Origin of the sequence: Paraburkholderia sp. MM6662-R1 (genome assembly GCF_050436245.1) — a bacterium.
In the GTDB taxonomy this organism is placed as follows: Bacteria; Pseudomonadota; Gammaproteobacteria; order Burkholderiales; family Burkholderiaceae; genus Paraburkholderia; species Paraburkholderia tuberum.
This window is the reverse complement of the sequence record NZ_JBNDLV010000001.1, coordinates 2909549-2927175: the sequence shown is the minus strand read 5'-3', so window position 1 is coordinate 2927175 and position 17627 is coordinate 2909549. Positions and strand designations below refer to the sequence as shown.

Genomic DNA, 17627 nt, shown 5'->3' with positions numbered 1-17627 from the left:
GTTGATGTCAGTCACGTCTTTCATCGCAACCGCTCTTCGGACTCCTCGCCCATGTCATTCGCTCGCCGTGTTTCACCTTTGCTCCCGCGCGTCGCGCTCGCCTGCGGCGCGGCGCTGCTGCTCACGAACGCCGTCGATGCCGCGCAAACGACCGGGCCGAACCAACCCGCCGATATCTGCGCGGCGCTCACGCACATCGTCGATGCGAGCGATTTCCGGCGGCTGCCAAACGAGACCGCCGCGCAACTGCCGGGCGTCTCCAATACGGACGATTGCCGCGCCAGCCCGCACGCGTACGACTGCCACTGGCGTGCGCACTGGCAAGCCGACGGCGTCATCAACGATCCGCTCGAAGAACTCGGCGCCGACATCGCCGCCTGCTTTCCGCGCGTCGTGCACGACGTCAACACACCCGTGCGCCAGCATTTCGTCGTGACCACCGACGCCCGTCGCGTGAACGTCACCGCGAGCGTGCAAGGTCAGAACGAACTGCGACTGCGCGTGACTCCCTGAGCGCGCGGCCGTCGCTGCTTTTGATGCTCCATCGCATTTTGTGACCGGGATCGGGCGCTGCCTCATGACCTCGTCGCCGACCGTGCGCGCGCCAGCGGCAACCAGGCATTCGCGCCTGTGTCTGGTCGCCTCGCTGATATGCCGGCGTCGTTGCGCCCTCGCCGCCTTCGCCGCGACGCTGACGCTCGCGCTCGACGGTTGCGCCTGGACGCTGATCCAGGCCGCCGACGCCACCGGCTCCGTCATCCAGGCCGGCTACGCGATCGCGTCGAACTACTCGTCGCCGACCTTCGTCAACGGCCGGCCCGCGGATTTGCAGCACCTCTGCATCGAAGTGAACCCGACGGTGTCGGTCGGCGATTTCGTGCCGGCGCTGCAGCTCGCGCTCGAGCGGCGCGGTATTCGTTCGGACGTCTACAATCCGGGCACCTCGCCGGCCGGCTGCGAAGCGCGGCTCGTCTACGACGCCGCGATCGGCTATGGCCGCCGCTCGTTCAGCGACGAATCGATCCAGTACCTGTCGATCATCGATCTGACGCTGATCCAGAGTGGCCGCATTCTGGTCACCGCGCGCTATCAGACCGGCGGCCTGAACACCGACCGTTTTTCGTCGGCCTCGGTCAAGCTCGGCGGACTGATCGAGCGGATGGTGGTCGATCGGACCGATTTCCCGCGTCAAGCGCAGCAACAGCAGACCCTGCAAACCTCGCAGGCTTTCCCGCCGCCCCACTGAGTGCTCGCGGCTTTGCTTTCGCTTGCAGCGCCTTACACGGGAAAGGATTGGAAAGCGGTATACGCTTTGCGCGGCCCGTGCGCATCACTAAGATGACCTGAATGAACCAGACCATCCTGATCGTCGATGACGATCCCGTCGTACGCGAGCTCGTCGGCGAATATCTGCACGGCCGCGGCTTCAAGGTCGCCATGCTGGAAAATGGCTTGGCGTTGCAGCGCAGATTGCAGCAGGAGCGTCCCGCGCTCGTCGTGCTCGACATCATGATGCCGGAGCTCGACGGCATCAGCGCGCTGCGCGCTTTGCGTGTCGCCGGCGACGACATTCCCGTGATCCTGCTGACCGCGCGCGCCGATCCGATCGATCGCGTGATCGGCCTCGAACTCGGCGCCGACGATTATCTCGGCAAGCCTTTCGAACCGAGCGAGCTCGTCGCGCGGATTCGCACCGTGCTGCGGCGTCGCGGCTCGATCGCGGCGGGCGCGCCCGAACAGCGCGCGCCCTATCATTTCGGCCGCTTCGAAGTGAACTTCCCCGCGCGCGAACTGCGTCGCGACGGCGAACGCATCACGCTGCGTTCGAGCGAATTCGCGATGCTGAAGGTGTTCGTCACGCACGCGATGACCGTGCTCACGCGTGCGCAGCTGCTCGAAAAACTGCACGGCAATAGCGAAGCGCATCGCAACCGCAGTCTCGACGTATCGATCTGGCGCTTGCGTCGATTGATCGAAGTGGACCCGTCGGAACCGCGCTACGTGCAGACGGTGTGGGGACGCGGCTACGTGTTCGTGCCGGACGGCGAGATCGGCGCGGCCGAACGCGGGCTTGCGCCGCCGCTCGGTTAGCGGCGCCTGACGGTCGAAGCCGGTTGATGCGGCCCACGCGTCGCACGTAACGCGCAGCGCGGTGTCGCGCGCACCGCGCTGACCCGGCTGACGGTCAAAACGTCAGCACACTCAGAAACATCCTCTGCAGCCAGCCCATCGTCGTCGCATCGTTGACCATGCCGAGGCCCGCCTGCTCGATGCGCGCGTTCGCGACCTTGCTCGACGCGACGTAATTGCCTGCTTCGATGTCCTTGGGATTGACGATGCCCGAGAGTCGAAGACGGTCGCGGGTCCCGCTCATCGCGATCACCTTCTCGCCTGACACGACGAGATTGCCGCCCGACACCGTGCCGATCACGGTCACGGCTAGCGTGCCCGTCATGTCGCTGATGTCGCTCAGATTGCCCTGCCCTTTGTAGTCGGTGCCGGCAGAGCCGATGTTGAACAGTTTGGCGAGTCGCGCGGCGGCATTCGTCGATTGATCCGCGGCAGTCGCGGTGATGCTGCTCGTGCGGTTCGCCGACGCGCTCGCGCTGTTGTTGCCGCTATACGATTCCGACAGCCGGATCGTCAGCACGTCGCCGACGTGCTGCGCGCGCGGCGTCTCATACAGCAGCAGCGGCGCGCCGGCCTGATAGATCGCGCCTTGCGTGTTGACGTTCAACGGCGCGGACGCGAGCGGCGGCGCCATCGGCGTTTCGACGATCGACCTGGTCTGCGCGCTCGAACAGGCCGCGAGACAGCTCGCGGCGCCGAGCACGAGGGTGAGACGTAGCGCGGTCATGCTGGCTCCGTGGCGGAAAGGATGAAAGGAGTCGAAGTGAGGCGGCCTATGCGGACACCGCCCGGTTTCGGCGTTGGGATCGCACCGGTAATCAGGGTTGCCTGGCAAACGTCAGCCCGCGTCAGCCCGCGTCGGCGCCGCTCGCCTGCCACTGCCGCACGACCGCTTTCATCCACGCATCCGAGCCCTTCAGCAGATACGTGAGCGTGCCGTTGCGGCTGCCGGGCAGAAAGCACAGCGTGATCGAACTCACCGCGTTCTCCCATACGTACATCGGCATCGCGCCCGGCGCCGCGCCGCGTTGCGGGTCGCGAGACGCGGCGGCCCGTAACGATCCTCGAGCGCGTCGCGCAGATCCTCCGCGGTCAACTCGTCGATCACGAACGACATCTCGTAGAGACGCAGCGCGCCCTGCCCGTCGATGCGCGCGAAGCGCATCACGTGTTCGAGCGCCGGCGCACCATCGACCACGGCCTGCGACACCGCCCAGCGTTCATCATCGCGATGCGCCCAGCGGCACGCGACGCTCAGGCTATCGTGCGACTTCAGCCGCATGCCGAGCGCTCCGGCCTGCACGTCCGTCTCGCAGATCGGCACGCTGCCGACCGGCGAGGAGAAAGGCGTGGAACTGAGCGTATTGTGGATCGTCATGATGGACCTCGCGAAGGTGCGCATTGCGCACCGGTGTCGGTTGAACGCCGCGCGCCGTCGTCCGAGGCAGCGGGCCTCGTTCGGCGTGCGGCGCGACTTGCTGCGGAACGAATCATCGCGCCGCGCGGGTGCCGACGATGGGCGAAGCAAAGCACGCTTTCGCGCGGTTGTTACGATCCGTTCCGTGGGCTTGCGAGGGCTTTCGAGTGCTTGCCAACTGTTGTCATCGCTTGCCTGTCGTCGCGCAGAGCCGGATCAGGCAGTGCTAAAGTAAGCGCTGCACCTTCGCTGATCCGCCCCGGCGCGAGCCCGCCAGCACCGAGCGGCGCACAGTAAGCGTTGGTAAGGAAATGCCCGGTCGCGCGTCGGGCGGGCCAGTCTAGAATTTCGCCATGAATCCACAGGTCCTTATCGTCGACGACGATCCGGTCGTACGCGATCTGCTTTGCAAATTTCTGCAGTCGAACGGCTTCGATGCGTCCGTGCTGCATGACGGCACCCATTTGCAGCGTCGTCTCGAGCGTGAGCGGCCGTCGGTCGTCGTGCTCGACATCATGATGCCGAACACCGACGGCCTGCGCGCGCTCACCGCGTTGCGCGCCGCCGGCGACGACATCCCGGTGATCTTCGTGACCGCGCGCGGCACGGTGGCCGACCGCATCGTCGGCCTGTCGCTCGGCGCGGACGACTATCTGACCAAGCCGTTCGATCCGCGCGAACTGCTCGTGCGGATCCAGACCGTGTTGCGCCGGCGCGGGCCGTCCACCACGAGCGCGCCCGAAGCACGCAAGCGCTATCGCTTCGGTCCATTCGAACTGGACTTCGCCACGCGCTCGCTGAGCCGCGACGACGCCAGGCTGCCGCTGCGCGACAGCGAATTCGCGCTGCTGAAGATCTTCGTCAACAATCCGTACAAGGTGCTGTCGCGCGTGCTGATTCACGATCTCGTGCATCGCGACAACCTCGCGTTCCGCGACCGTAGCCTCGACGTACCGATCTGGCGCCTGCGCCGCGTGATCGAGGACGACCCGTCGAACCCGTGCTACGTGCAAACGGTGCGCGGCAAGGGCTACGTGTTCGTGCCCGACGCCAACGGCGCACCCTTCGAGGACGGGGCCGCCCCGAGCGCATGAGAAATCCGCTGAACACGCTGTTCGGCAGAATGGCGTTGCTGTCGGCGGCGGTGCTGTTCGCGATTCAGGCGAGCTGGTTCGTGCTGGTGACGATGCAGCCGCCGCGCCACGAAATCGACGGCTTCGCGCGCGGCATTCTGCTCGTGCTGCAGGCGATCAACGGCGAGCCGATCAAGGGCGCCGCGCTCGCGCCGGCGATGCGCGTGCATCTGGTGCCCACCTGGAACATGCCGACCAGCGTGCATCTGCGCGAGCCGCACGAGCATATGGTGGTCGAACTGAGCCGGCACCTGCGTGAGAACCTGCCGGCCGGCACGCAGATCGCCGTCGACGATCTGCGTCCGCCGCAACTGTGGGTGCTGGTCCCGGGCAAGTCGAACTGGGTCGTCGTGCCGGTCGACCTGCCGCCGCCGCCGCGTTTTCTGATCGAATCGGTGTCGATGCTGGTCGCCGGGCTGATCCTGTCGTTGTTCGCGGTGTGGCAGATGCAACGGCCGTTGTCTCGCGTGGCCGATGCGTCGCGGGCGTTCGGCTCCGGCGGCCGGCCCCGACCCGTGCCGGTGCAGGGCCCGCGCGAGCTGCGTGAGCTGATCGGCTCATTCAACGACATGATGCGGCGCCTGAACGAAGCCGGCGACGACCAGGCGGTGATGCTCGCCGGCGTCGCGCACGATCTGAAGGCGCCGCTCACGCGCCTGAAGCTGCGCGCAAGCGTGCTGGTCGACGAAAACGAGCGCGCGGGCCTGATCCGCGACGTCGATTCCCTGACCAACATCGTCCAGCAGTTCCTCGAATTCGCGGGCCAATCGGCGGACGCCGGACCGGCCGTCGAAGTCGACGAGTTCTTGCGCGAGCAGTTTTCCTCGGGCGATTACGCGGAGGCCGCTGAAACCGCCGAAGCGGCGGACCCAGCCGAAACCCCGCTGTTCGCGCTCGATCTGCGCGCCGGCCCCTCGTTCACGCTGCCGCGCACGCTGCTCGACCGGCTCGTGACGAACCTCGTCGACAACGCGCTCGAACACGGCATGCCGCCGGTGGAAATCTCGACCGCGTGCAGCGACCGTCATTGGACGATCAGCGTGCGCGACCACGGCGCCGGCATTCCCGACGACCGCATTGCCGCGGCGATGAAGCCGTTCGTGCGGCTCGACGCCGCGCGCGGCGGCGAAGGCCATTGCGGGCTCGGTCTCGCGATCGTCGCGCGGCTCGCGCACGATCGCGGTGGACGCTGCCTCGTGCGCAATCACGCGCAGGGTGGGCTCGAAGTACGGATCGAATTGCCGGTGGACCCGGCGCTGTCGTAAGCATGTTCGCAGGCAAACGCGGCGCGGACCGGACACTTACCTGCCCTTACCGCATCGACTGTCGCGCGGGGTGCGGCCTTATAGTCACCCCCGGCAACCTCGATGCAGCCCTTCCCGGTCCGCCCGCACCTCTGCGGCGGACTTTTTTTGCGCTGTAAGGAAGGCCACCAAAGCGCGCCAGCGAAGCGCGTCAATGCACGAGCCGATTGCGCAGCGCGTCGACCTTCGCCCTGGAAAGACCGAGGCCTTGCGTCAGGTAGCTCGCCATCGTGCCGTAGCTCGCCTGCACCTGGTCGAAGCCCGCCTGCAGATAGTTCTCGTCCACGTCGAGCAACGGCGCTCTCGCCGTCGCGATGGCCGCGCCTTCCTGCGCGCGCAGCGTGGTGGTTTGCGCGGCGATCGATGGCGCGAGATAGACGTTGCTGAGCAGGTAGTCCTGCATGATCACGTCGAGCGGAACGTTGGCGATGCTGAGCAGCAGCGCCGCGACCCAGCCCGCGCGATCCTTGCCCGCGTTCGAGTGGAATAGCTGCGCGCCCGTGCCGTCGGCGAGCGCGCCGAGCAGCGCGCCATAGGCGGCTCGCTGCGGGCCGCCCGTCACATACGCGCGCGCCTGCGCCTGCATGAACGCGACGGCGTCGACGGGAGAATCGACCGGGGGCGCGACGAAGTCGTTCGTGCCGAGCACGTTCAGCGTCGAGGATGTCGCGCCGCTCGGCAGCACGTCGGCGGTGCGTGCGATTTCGGCGGGCGTGCGCAGGTCGTAGACCGACACGATACCGAGCTTGTCGAGCGTCGCCGTGTCGGTGCCGCTCAGCGTCAGCGCGTTCGCGCGATAGAACACGCCGCGCCGCATCTGTTTGCCGTCGACGGTCAGATAGCCGGCACCCGCGCCGCCGACATCGCGGAAGTTGCTGACCGACACGAGCCGCGGCGTAGCCGGCTGATCGGCTTCGAGACTACCGCCGCAGGCGGACAGCAGCGTGCTGCCGAAACCCGCGGCCAGCATCGCACCGGCCGAGCCCCTCAGAAAGCGTCGCCGCGCCGCCGACGCTTCGCCGGGCATGCCGCGCTCCACGGGCACGATCGTGCTCGCAAGGGCGCGGAAAGGCGAACGGTTTTTCGCGGTAACGGACATCGGGGCGACAGGTGTATAGGAGGATTGCGCGGGGCAGCCGGGGCTGCAGACGCAGTTTAACGTTGACCAGGAAGTTTTGCGTTACATCGTAGGGCTTGTAAGAAAAAAGAGGGACGGTTGGCCCACCGATTTCCGTTCCCTTGCGGTGCCTTATCGGCCGTTGCCGCGCGCACGCCCTTTTTGACCCCAACTGGCCTCACGACGCCGCATCCCCGTAGAATACTGACACCCTCCCATCCGGCCCCCGCAGGCACAAGAAACCTGGAGACCACAACAAAACATGTCTTCTCTCCAATGGTTCACCGAGCTGACCCCGCGCGAGCGTCGCACGCTATTCGCCGGTTTCGGCGGATACGCGGTCGACGCGTTCGACTTCATGATCTACTCGTTCCTCATCCCGACGCTGATCGCGACGTGGGGCATGAGCAAAAGCGAAGCAGGCATGATCGCCACCAGCTCGCTGATTTCGTCGGCGATCGGCGGCTGGCTCGCCGGCATTCTTGCCGATCGCCACGGCCGCATCCGTGTATTGCAATGGACGATCGCCACCTTCGCGATCTTCACGTTCCTGTCTGGCTTCACGCAGTCGTTCTGGCAGTTGCTCGCCACGCGTACGCTGCAGGGCATCGGCTTCGGCGGTGAGTGGTCGGTCGTGACGATCATGATGGCCGAGACGATCCGCTCGCCACAGCATCGCGCAAAGGCGGTCGGCACCGTGCAGAGCAGCTGGTCGTTCGGCTGGGCGGCTGCGGCGATCGTCTACTGGGCGGCTTTCGCGCTGCTGCCCGAGCAGTACGCGTGGCGCGCGTGCTTCTGGGTTGGCCTGCTGCCCGCCGCGTGGATCATCTATATCCGCCGCAACGTCAGCGACCCAGACATCTTTGTCGCGACGCGTCGCGCGCGCGAAAGCGGCATCAACACGTCGCACTTCATGCAGATCTTCTCAGCCGCGCATCTGAAAACAACTGTGCTCGGCAGCGCGCTGTGCACCGGCATGCTCGGCGGCTACTACGCGATCACGACGTGGCTGCCCACCTATCTGAAGACGGAGCGCCATCTGTCGGTGTTCAATACGAGCGGCTATCTGATCGTGCTGATCGTCGGTTCGTTCGCCGGCTATATCGTCGGCGCCATTCTGTGCGACAGGATCGGCCGGCGCGCGTCGTTCGTGCTGTTCGCGCTCGGCTCGTTCGTGCTCGGCATGGTCTACACGATGCTGCCGATCACCGACGCGATGATGCTCGCGCTCGGCTTTCCGCTCGGCATCGTCGTGCAGGGGATTTTCGCGGGCATCGGCGCGTATCTGTCGGAGCTGTATCCGAACGAAATCCGCGGCTCGGGGCAAGGCTTCTGCTACAACCTCGGGCGCGGGCTCGGCTCGTTCTTTCCGATACTCGTCGGCACCTTCGCACAGACGATGACGCTCGTGAAGGCGATGGGCATCGTCGCGGGCGCGGGGTATCTGCTCGTGATCGTCGCCGCGTTGTGCCTGCCGGAAACGAAGGGCAAGGTGCTAGGGGCGGCCGGCTCCGCCGCTTGAGATCGTCTGACACCGCAGTTCCACAATCATGAAAACGATCGTACTCGGCGGCGGCGTCATCGGCGTCGCCACTGCTTTTTATCTGTGCCAGCAAGGCTGCGACGTGACGGTGATCGAGCGCGAACCCGACGTCGCCCTGGCCACGAGTTTCGGCAACGCCGGCGTGATCGCGCCGGGCTACGTGACGCCATGGGCCGCGCCCGGCATGCCGGCGAAAATCCTCAAGTACCTGTTCAAGCCGGCCTCGCCGCTGATCTTCCGGCCGACGCTCGATCCGGCCCAATGGCGCTGGATCGCGCGCTGGCTGCGCGAGTGCGACCTCGACCGCTTTCGCGTGAACAAGCAGCGTATGCAGCGCATCGCGTACTACAGCCGCGCTTGCCTGCACGAATTTCGCGGCCGTCATCCGTTCGATTACGACCGCAGCCAGGGCTATCTGCAACTGTTTCGCAGCGAGTACGACGTCGAACTCGCGCAGCCGGCGCTCGCGGTGCTGCGCGATGCGGGCATCGTGCATCGGGAAGTCAGCGCCGCGCAGTGCGCGGAGATCGAGCCCGGTCTGCGCTGGGCGCGTCAGGCGCCGTTCTCGGGCCTCTATCTGCCCGACGACGAAGCCGGCGACTGCGCGCGCTTCACCCGCGAACTGCGCGCGATCTGTGAACGCAATGGCGTGAGCTTTCGCTTCGACACGCGCGTCACGTCGCTCGATGTCGAGGGAGCGACGGTGCGCGGCGTGCGTATTCAAAGCGAGCAGGGCGCGCAGACGCTGCCGGCCGACGCGGTGGTCGTCGCGCTCGGCGTCGATAGCGCGGCGCTGCTCGCGCCGCTTGGCGTGAAGGTGCCGCTCTATCCGGTGAAGGGCTATTCGGCCACGCTGCCTGTGACCGACGAGGAAAAAGCGCCACGGGCGGCACTGATGGACGAATCGCTGAAGACGGCGATCACGCGCTTCGGCAACAACCTGCGCATCGCGGGTACGGCGGAGCTCGGCAATCGCCAGACGACGTTGCGCGAGCAGGCGCTGCAAACGCTGCTCACGGTGCTGCGCGACTGGTTTCCGCACGCGGCCAATCCGACTTCCGCGCACTTCTGGGTCGGCCGCCGGCCGATGACGCCCGATGGCGCGCCGCTGCTCGGCCCGTGCAACATCGACAACTTATGGCTGAACCTCGGGCACGGCTCGACGGGCTGGGCGATGTCGATGGGCTCGGCGCGCGTGGTCGCGGATCTGATCGCGCAGCGCAAACCGGAGATCGATCTCGACGGTCTGACGCTCGCGCGCTATCGCCAATGAGGCGGACATAACGCACCGCGACGAGATAAAAGAAAACCGGGCTCCCCCTTTCAGGCGAGCCCGGTTTCTTTTTTACTGCATTGCTTTCCCGCTACAGGTGCCCTTCATGGGACGCCTTGTCGTCTCCACGTCTTCCTGCAAATCGTGGCCGGCGCGCGCGGCATGGAACGCCAGGCACGCACACCGGCTGAAGACGCTTAACGCGGCAGTTCCGAATGCCCCATCAGGAACGCATCGACCGAACGTGCGCACTGACGGCCTTCGCGAATCGCCCACACCACGAGCGACTGGCCACGGCGCATGTCGCCTGCCGTGAACACCTTGTTCACCGACGTGTAGTACGCCTTGTCGCCCTCGGTCGTGGCGCGCACGTTGCCGCGCGCATCCTTGTCGACGCCGAACGCTTCGAGCACCGGCGACACCGGCTGCGTGAAGCCCATCGCGAGCAGCACGAGGTCGGCCTTCATTTCGAATTCGGAGTTCGGCACTTCGACCATCTTGCCGTCCTTCCATTCGACGCGCGCGGCGATCAGCTTCTCGACCTTGCCGTTCTTGCCTTCGAGACGCTTGGTCGCGACCGCCCAGTCGCGCTCGCAGCCTTCCTCATGCGACGACGACGTGCGCAGCTTGATCGGCCAGTACGGCCATACGAGCGGCTTGTTCTCTTCTTCCGGCGGCTGCGGCAGCAGTTCGAATTGCGTGACGCTCTTCGCGCCGTGACGGTTCGACGTACCCACGCAGTCGGAACCGGTATCGCCGCCGCCGATCACGACGACGTGCTTGCCCTTCGCGACGAGCTGGTTCGGCACTTTGTCGCCGGCGTTGACCTTGTTCTGCTGCGGCAGGAATTCCATCGCGTAGTACACGCCTTCGAGCTCGCGGCCCGGCACCGGCAGATCGCGCGGCATTTCGGAACCACCGGCGATCACGACCGCGTCGAACTGTTCGTTCAGCTCGGCCGGCGTGATGGTTTCCTTCGCCGTGTTGCCGATGTGCGCCGGCAGCGAGTCCGGCTTGCCGATGAACACGTTGGTGCGGAACGTCACGCCTTCGCCTTCCATCTGGCGCATGCGGCGGTCGATCTGCCACTTCTCCAGTTTGAAGTCGGGGATGCCGTAACGCAGCAGGCCGCCGATCCGGTCGTTCTTCTCGAACACGGTCACGTCATGACCGGCGCGCGCGAGCTGCTGCGCGGCCGCGAGACCCGCGGGGCCCGAGCCGACCACGGCGACCTTCTTGCCGGTCTTGTGCTTCGGCGTCTGCGGCGCGACCCAGCCTTCGGTCCAGGCTTTGTCGATGATCGCGTGCTCGATCGACTTGATGCCGACCGGATCGTCGTTGATGCCGAGCGTGCACGCCGCTTCGCACGGCGCCGGACAGATGCGGCCCGTGAACTCGGGGAAGTTGTTGGTCGAATGCAGCACTTCGATCGCGTTCTTCCAGTCCTGACGGAACACCAGGTCGTTGAAGTCCGGGATGATGTTGTTGACCGGGCAGCCGCTGTTGCAGAACGGGATGCCGCAGTCCATGCAACGCGCGCCTTGAATCTTCGCTTCGTCGTCGGTCAGTGCCGCGACGAATTCCTTGTAGTGCTTCACACGCGTGAGCGGAGCCTCGTACGTCTCGTGGCGACGTTCGAACTCGAGAAAACCGGTTGCCTTGCCCATGTGGTTCTCTTCTCTATCTGTATCTAGGGGGTAATCTGGACCCGCCGCGCGTCGATTGGTCGGAACGCGGCGGGTACGTCTAAAGTTGACTTCCGTGAAGGCAGCTCAGGCGGCGAGCACTTCGCTGTTCGCCTTCTTCGCGGCGAGTTCGCCGAGCGCGCGCTTGTATTCGGTCGGGAACACCTTCACGAACTGACGGCGTGCCGCGTCCCAGTTTTCGAGCAGCGCCTTCGCGCGCGGAGAGCCCGTGAACTGGAAGTGACGCTCGATGAGCCCCTTGAGCAGCGCTTCGTCGGTCGTGCCGCGATGCCACACGCCCTGATCGACCGTGCGCTCCTGTTCGGCCTGTTGCAGCACCGGTTCGAGCGCGACCATCGACTTGTTGCACTTGCTCGCGAACATGCCGTCCGGATCGAACACGTACGCGATGCCGCCCGACATACCGGCCGCGAAGTTACGGCCCGTCTCGCCGAGCACGACGACCGTGCCGCCCGTCATGTATTCGCAACCGTGGTCGCCCGTGCCTTCGACGACCGCCGTCGCGCCCGAGTTACGCACGCAGAAACGCTCGCCGGCCACGCCGCGGAAGAAGGCTTCGCCTTCGATCGCGCCGTACATCACCGTGTTGCCGCAGATGATGTTCTCTTCCGACTTGCCGCGGAAATCGTTGGTCGGACGGATGATGATGCGGCCGCCCGACAGGCCCTTGCCCACGTAGTCGTTGCCGTCGCCGACCAGATCCAGCGTGATGCCCTTCGCGAGGAACGCGCCGAAGCTCTGACCCGCGGTGCCCTTCAACTGGATGTGGATCGCGTCGTCCGCGAGTCCTTCGTGGCCGTACTTCTTCGCGATCGTGCCCGACAGCATCGCGCCGACCGTGCGGTTCACGTTGCGCACCGGCTGGATGAACGACACGTGCTCGCCTTTCTCGATCGCGGCCTTCGCCTTCTCGATCAGCGTGTGGTCGAGCGCGCGGTCGAGGCCGTGATCCTGCACGTCGACGTGCTTGCGCGCGACTTCAGCCGGCACTTGCGGCTGGTAGAACACACGCGAGAAGTCGAGGCCCTTCGCCTTCCAGTGCTCGATACCCTTCTTCGTGTCGAGCAGTTCCGCGCGACCGATCAGGTCGTCGAACTTGCGGATACCGAGTTGCGCCATGATTTCGCGCGCCTCTTCCGCAATGAAGAAGAAGAAGTTCACGACGTGTTCCGGCTGGCCCTGGAACTTCGCGCGCAGCACCGGATCTTGCGTCGCGACGCCGACCGGGCACGTGTTCAGATGGCACTTGCGCATCATGATGCAGCCTTCGACGACGAGCGGCGCCGTCGCGAAGCCGAACTCGTCAGCGCCGAGCAGCGCGCCGATCACGACGTCGCGGCCGGTCTTCATCTGACCGTCGGCCTGCACGCGGATACGGCCGCGCAGCCGGTTCAGCACCAGCGTCTGCTGCGTTTCGGCGAGACCCAGTTCCCACGGCGTGCCCGCATGCTTGATCGACGACAGCGGCGATGCACCCGTGCCGCCGTCATGACCGGCGATCACGACGTGGTCGGCCTTCGCCTTCGCGACACCCGCGGCAACCGTACCGACGCCCGACTCCGACACGAGCTTCACCGAGATGCTCGACGACGCGTTCACGTTCTTCAGATCGTGAATCAGCTGCGCCAGATCTTCGATCGAGTAGATGTCGTGGTGCGGCGGCGGCGAAATCAGGCCGACGCCCGGCACCGAGTACCGCAGCTTGCCGATGTAGTCCGACACCTTGTGACCCGGCAGCTGACCGCCTTCGCCCGGCTTCGCGCCCTGCGCCATCTTGATCTGGATCTGGTCGGCCGACGCGAGGTACTCCGCCGTCACGCCGAAGCGGCCCGACGCGACCTGCTTGATGCGCGAGCGCAGCGAGTCGCCCTCCTTCAACGCAATGTCGACGACCACTTCGTCGCCGATCACGGACTTCATCGTGTCGCCGTTCTTGATCGGAATGCCGCGCAGTTCGTTGCGATAACGGTTCGCGTCTTCACCGCCTTCACCGGTGTTCGACTTGCCGCCGATGCGGTTCATCGCGACGGGCGAGCGTGGCGTGCGCTTCGGTGCTGATCGAGCCCATCGACATTGCGCCGGTCGCGAAACGCTTGACGATTTCCTTCGCCGGTTCGACTTCGTCGAGCGGGATCGCCTTGGTCGGATCGAACTTGAACTCGAACAGGCCGCGGAAAGTCATGTGGCGCTTGGTCTGATCGTTGATCAGATGCGCGTATTCCTTGTACGTCTGGTACGAGTTGCTGCGCGCCGAGTGCTGCAGCTTGGCGATCGCATCCGGCGTCCACATGTGTTCTTCGCCGCGCACGCGGTACGCGTACTCGCCGCCCGCGTCGAGCATGTTCGCGAGGACCGGGTTGTCGCCGAATGCTTCGCGATGCAAACGGATCGCTTCTTCCGCGACGTCGAACAGACCAATGCCGCCGACTTTCGACGACGTGCCGTGGAAGTACTTCGACACCAGATCCGCGGCAAGACCGACCGCTTCGAAAATCTGCGCGCCGGTGTATGACATGTAGGTCGAAATACCCATCTTCGACATGACCTTCTGCAGGCCCTTGCCGACTGCCTTCGTGAAGTTGTAGACCGCCTTCTCCGCCGACAGGTCGCCCTTCAGGCCGGCCGCGAACTGGCTCAGCGTTTCCATCGCGAGGTACGGGTGCACGGCTTCCGCGCCATAGCCCGCGAGCAGCGCGAAGTGGTGCGTTTCACGCGCCGAACCGGTTTCGACGACGAGACCCGTGCTCGTGCGTAGACCCTGCTGCACGAGGTGCGTATGGATCGCGGCCGTAGCGAGCAGCGCCGGAATCGCGACGTTGTCGCGATCGGTCTTGCGGTCCGACACGATCAGCATGTTGTAGCCGGACTTGACCGCATCGACGGCTTCCGCGCACAGCGACGCAAGGCGTGCCTCGATGCCTTCCTTGCCCCAGGCGACCGGATAGCAGATGTTCAGTTCGTACGAGCTGAACTTGCCGCCCGTGTACTGATCGATCGCGCGGATCTTCGCGATGTCCTTGAAGTCGAGCACCGGCTGCGATACTTCGAGACGCATCGGCGGGTTGATATTGTTCGTGTCGAGCAGGTTCGGCTTCGGGCCGATGAACGACACGAGCGACATCACCATGTTTTCACGGATCGGGTCGATCGGCGGGTTCGTGACCTGCGCGAACAGCTGCTTGAAGTAGTGATAGAGCGTCTTGTTCTTGTTGGACATGACCGCGAGCGGCGAGTCGTTGCCCATCGAGCCGACGGCTTCCTCGCCCGCTTGCGCCATCGGCGCCATCAGGAACTTCAGGTCTTCCTGGGTGTAGCCGAACGCCTGCTGGCGATCCAGCAGCGCAGCAGCTTCGCGGCGTTCCGTCACGACGTCTTCGGCCTTCGCCTCGATCTCGTCGAGCTTGATGCGCACGGCGTCGATCCAGCTCTTGTACGGCTTGGCGTTCGCGAGGTTGTCCTTCAGTTCCTTGTCGTCGATGATGCGGCCGTGCTCCATGTCGATCAGGAACATCTTGCCCGGCTGCAGACGCCACTTCTTGACGATTTTCGACTCGGAAATAGGCAACGTGCCGGCTTCCGACGCCATGATGACGAGGTCGTCGTCGGTGACGATGTAGCGCGCCGGGCGCAGACCGTTACGGTCGAGCGTCGCGCCGATCTGGCGGCCGTCGGTGAACGCGATGGCGGCGGGGCCGTCCCACGGCTCCATCATGGCGGCGTGGTATTCGTAGAACGCGCGGCGATTTTCGTCCATCAGCGTGTGCTGTTCCCAGGCTTCCGGAATCATCATCATCATCGCGTGGACGAGCGGGTAGCCGGCCATCACCAGCAGTTCGAGACAGTTGTCGAACGATGCCGTATCCGATTGGCCCGGATAGATCAGCGGCCACAGCTTCGGCAGATCGTCGCCGAGTACGTGCGAGGCGATCGCGCCGGTACGCGCGTTCAGCCAGTTGACGTTGCCCTTCACCGTGTTGATTTCGCCGTTGTGGGCGATCATGCGGTACGGGTGAGCCAGTTCCCACGCCGGGAACGTGTTGGTCGAGAAGCGCTGGTGCACGAGTGCGAGCGCCGAGATGGTGCGGTCGTCCTGCAAGTCGCGGTAGTACACGCCGACCTGGCCCGCCAGCAGCAGACCCTTGTAGACGACCGTGCGCGCCGACATCGACGGCACGAAGTATTCCTTGCCGTGCTTGAGCTTCAGCGCCTGGATGCGATGGCTCGCGGTCTTGCGGATGATGTACAGCTTCCGCTCAAGCGCGTCGGTCACCATGATGTCCTTGCCGCGGCCGATAAAGATCTGGCGGATCAGCGGCTCGCTCGCCTTCACGGTCGGCGAGATCGGCATGGCGTGGTCGACCGGCACGTCGCGCCAGCCGAGCACGACCTGACCCTCGGCCTTCACCGTGCGCTCGAGCTCCTGTTCGCAGGCGATGCGCGACGCGTGCTCCTTCGGCAGGAAAATCATGCCGACGCCGTATTCGCCAGCCGGCGGCAGCGTCACGCCCTGCCGGGCCATCTCTTCGCGATAGAAGCCGTCCGGAATCTGGATCAGGATGCCCGCGCCGTCGCCCATCAGCGGATCGGCGCCGACGGCGCCCCGGTGATCGAGGTTCTCGAGAATCTTCAGGCCCTGCTGGATGATTTCGTGACTCTTGTGGCCCTTGATATGGGCGACGAAGCCGACGCCGCAGGCATCATGCTCGTTTTGCGGGTCGTACAGACCTTGGGCGGCGGGAACCGGGTGAATCGGTTGCTGGTGGTCGTTCATGGGGACACCGTCTGTGAGGAGGCCGGACAGGCCGTTAAACCATTGTGTTTTTGCCGCAGTGCGCTTCGCGATTACGACGGCGCTCTTTCTCGCAGCAAGACTGCGCGGGACGAAAAGCGTCGGAAATCGGAATATACGCGACGAATCAAGGAAATAGCAAATAAAACCTAATGATAAGACCCCGATTATCAAATTGGTGCAGTGCGGTTATTTTTTATTGGTGCCACATCAACTTGGGGCAAAAGAAAACGGCATCCGACGTGCCGTCTTCATGCAGTCCCTTGATGCAAATCGCTTTAATCCGATTTAAAGCGGCTCTATCGGCGCCGCCGGGGTATCGCCCTGCCGCCGCCTCACTGCGTATGCGGCGTCTCGCGCACCTTGCGTGGTCGGCCACGCGGTAGGGGTGACACACGTCGGTTGGCGGCGCGCGCCGCCCATTCGCGGTACGTGTCGCTGCCGAGCACCCAGCCCTTCAACGTGGCTTGCTGGAGCTGACTTGCCTCGCGCTCGTCGAGCGGCTGCTCGCACAGTTCGCGATAAGCACGCTGTCGCTCGAACGGCGTATTGCCGAGCGACCAGTAAAGGGGGTGATCCGTGATCAGACTGTCGAGGGTGAGGCCGATGTGATGACGGTAGCTCGACCAGCGATAATCCTCGGCCGCGTTGACCAGCTGCAAGCGCACCGGACACATTTCCACGACCCGGCTCGCAAGCAGGAAGTAGCGCTCACCCTCGATCACGGTGGCCCGGTAACGGCCTTCCCACAAGGTGCCGCGACGCGCATAGCGCCGGTTGAAGTGCGCGACATAGCGCCGCCCGACGGCCTGCATCGCCTTGGGCAGGCTCGACTCCTCGGTGGGCGTGACGAGCAGTTGCACGGCGCCCGGCATCAAGGCGTAAGCGTGGATCGAAAGGTGATGGTCCCGGGAGGCCGCCTTCAGACAGTCGATGAAAAGCTCGTAGTCCTGGTCGTCGACGAAGGCGGGCTGCTGGTCGAGCCCGCGGAGGATGACGTGCTGCGGCTGGTCGGGGACATAAAGACGTGCAAGCCGTGCCATGCTGGAGTGTCCAATAGTCGCGTTGGTATATACCCGAAGGTCCGAAGAGCCGCATGGGCGCAAGGTTCGGCGCCATGCGGCCAAGCCAGAAACCACGCGGTGCTTAGGGAGAAAACTCTAACCGCCGCGTATGGTTTGTTTCAAACGTTGTAGTCATAATGAGCGGGCCTTT

General features: G+C 65.0%; 11 protein-coding genes and 2 pseudogenes. 7 read left to right on the top strand and 6 right to left on the bottom strand.

The genetic code is table 11. The annotated features are described in order from the left end of the window. Positions 1-51 precede the first annotated feature (51 nt). From OKW39_RS13810 to OKW39_RS13800, 3 genes are all read left to right on the top strand, one after another. Entirely contained in the window at positions 52-513 is a 462-nt protein-coding gene (locus OKW39_RS13810; protein WP_429562883.1) for a hypothetical protein, read from the top strand. Positions 514-577: 64 nt separating this feature from the next. Then, on the top strand, positions 578-1246 hold the full coding sequence (locus OKW39_RS13805) for a hypothetical protein (RefSeq protein ID WP_429562882.1): 669 nt from the start codon (positions 578-580) through the stop codon (positions 1244-1246). A 101-nt stretch (positions 1247-1347) separates the two neighbouring features. After that, positions 1348-2091 carry a response regulator gene (locus OKW39_RS13800; protein ID WP_429562881.1) on the top strand — a complete coding sequence of 248 codons (744 nt, stop codon included), beginning with the start codon at positions 1348-1350 and terminating at the stop codon, positions 2089-2091. A gap of 94 nt (positions 2092-2185) precedes the next feature. Here OKW39_RS13800 and OKW39_RS13795 read toward each other — a convergent pair whose 3' ends face one another. Both OKW39_RS13795 and OKW39_RS13790 read right to left on the bottom strand, forming a co-directional pair. Next, positions 2186-2857, bottom strand: a complete 672-nt coding sequence (locus tag OKW39_RS13795; RefSeq protein ID WP_429562880.1) for a flagellar basal body L-ring protein FlgH — start codon at positions 2855-2857, stop codon at positions 2186-2188. A gap of 121 nt (positions 2858-2978) precedes the next feature. Further along, positions 2979-3466: pseudogene (locus OKW39_RS13790) on the bottom strand (hypothetical protein); the annotation flags it as partial. Positions 3467-3900: 434 nt separating this feature from the next. On the opposite strand from OKW39_RS13790, the gene OKW39_RS13785 reads away from it, so the two are divergent. Together OKW39_RS13785 and OKW39_RS13780 are read left to right on the top strand one after the other, a co-directional pair. Beyond that, a complete protein-coding gene (locus OKW39_RS13785; RefSeq protein ID WP_429562879.1) occupies positions 3901-4641 on the top strand; it encodes a response regulator in 741 nt (246 codons plus the stop codon). Further along, positions 4638-5945, top strand: a complete 1308-nt coding sequence (locus OKW39_RS13780; protein WP_429335401.1) for an ATP-binding protein — start codon at positions 4638-4640, stop codon at positions 5943-5945. The genes OKW39_RS13785 and OKW39_RS13780 overlap by 4 nt, the downstream gene beginning before the upstream one ends. A 190-nt stretch (positions 5946-6135) precedes the next feature. Here OKW39_RS13780 and OKW39_RS13775 read toward each other — a convergent pair whose 3' ends face one another. Next, entirely contained in the window at positions 6136-7011 is an 876-nt protein-coding gene (locus tag OKW39_RS13775) for a tyrosine-protein phosphatase (protein ID WP_429335402.1), read from the bottom strand. Between the two features lie 352 nt (positions 7012-7363). Here OKW39_RS13775 and OKW39_RS13770 point away from each other — a divergent pair, with 352 nt between their 5' ends. Both OKW39_RS13770 and OKW39_RS13765 read left to right on the top strand, forming a co-directional pair. After that, complete coding sequence (locus OKW39_RS13770) at positions 7364-8623, top strand: MFS transporter (RefSeq protein ID WP_429562878.1); 1260 nt, start codon at positions 7364-7366, stop codon at positions 8621-8623. Between the two features lie 28 nt (positions 8624-8651). Beyond that, the gene (locus OKW39_RS13765) at positions 8652-9917 is read left to right on the top strand and encodes a D-amino acid dehydrogenase (RefSeq protein WP_429562877.1); all 1266 of its coding nucleotides are present in this window, start codon (positions 8652-8654) and stop codon (positions 9915-9917) included. Between the two features lie 197 nt (positions 9918-10114). On the opposite strand, the gene OKW39_RS13760 is transcribed toward OKW39_RS13765, so the two are convergent. The 3 genes and pseudogenes from OKW39_RS13760 to OKW39_RS13750 all read right to left on the bottom strand — a co-directional run bounded on the left by OKW39_RS13760 (position 10115) and on the right by OKW39_RS13750 (position 17455). Continuing rightward, on the bottom strand, positions 10115-11584 hold the full coding sequence (locus OKW39_RS13760; protein WP_090802122.1) for a glutamate synthase subunit beta: 1470 nt from the start codon (positions 11582-11584) through the stop codon (positions 10115-10117). 105 nt (positions 11585-11689) lie between these two features. After that, positions 11690-16394 (bottom strand): annotated as a pseudogene (locus OKW39_RS13755) (glutamate synthase-related protein). A gap of 353 nt (positions 16395-16747) precedes the next feature. Then, positions 16748-17455, bottom strand: a complete 708-nt coding sequence (locus tag OKW39_RS13750) for a transposase (protein WP_013090727.1) — start codon at positions 17453-17455, stop codon at positions 16748-16750. Positions 17456-17627 lie beyond the last annotated feature (172 nt).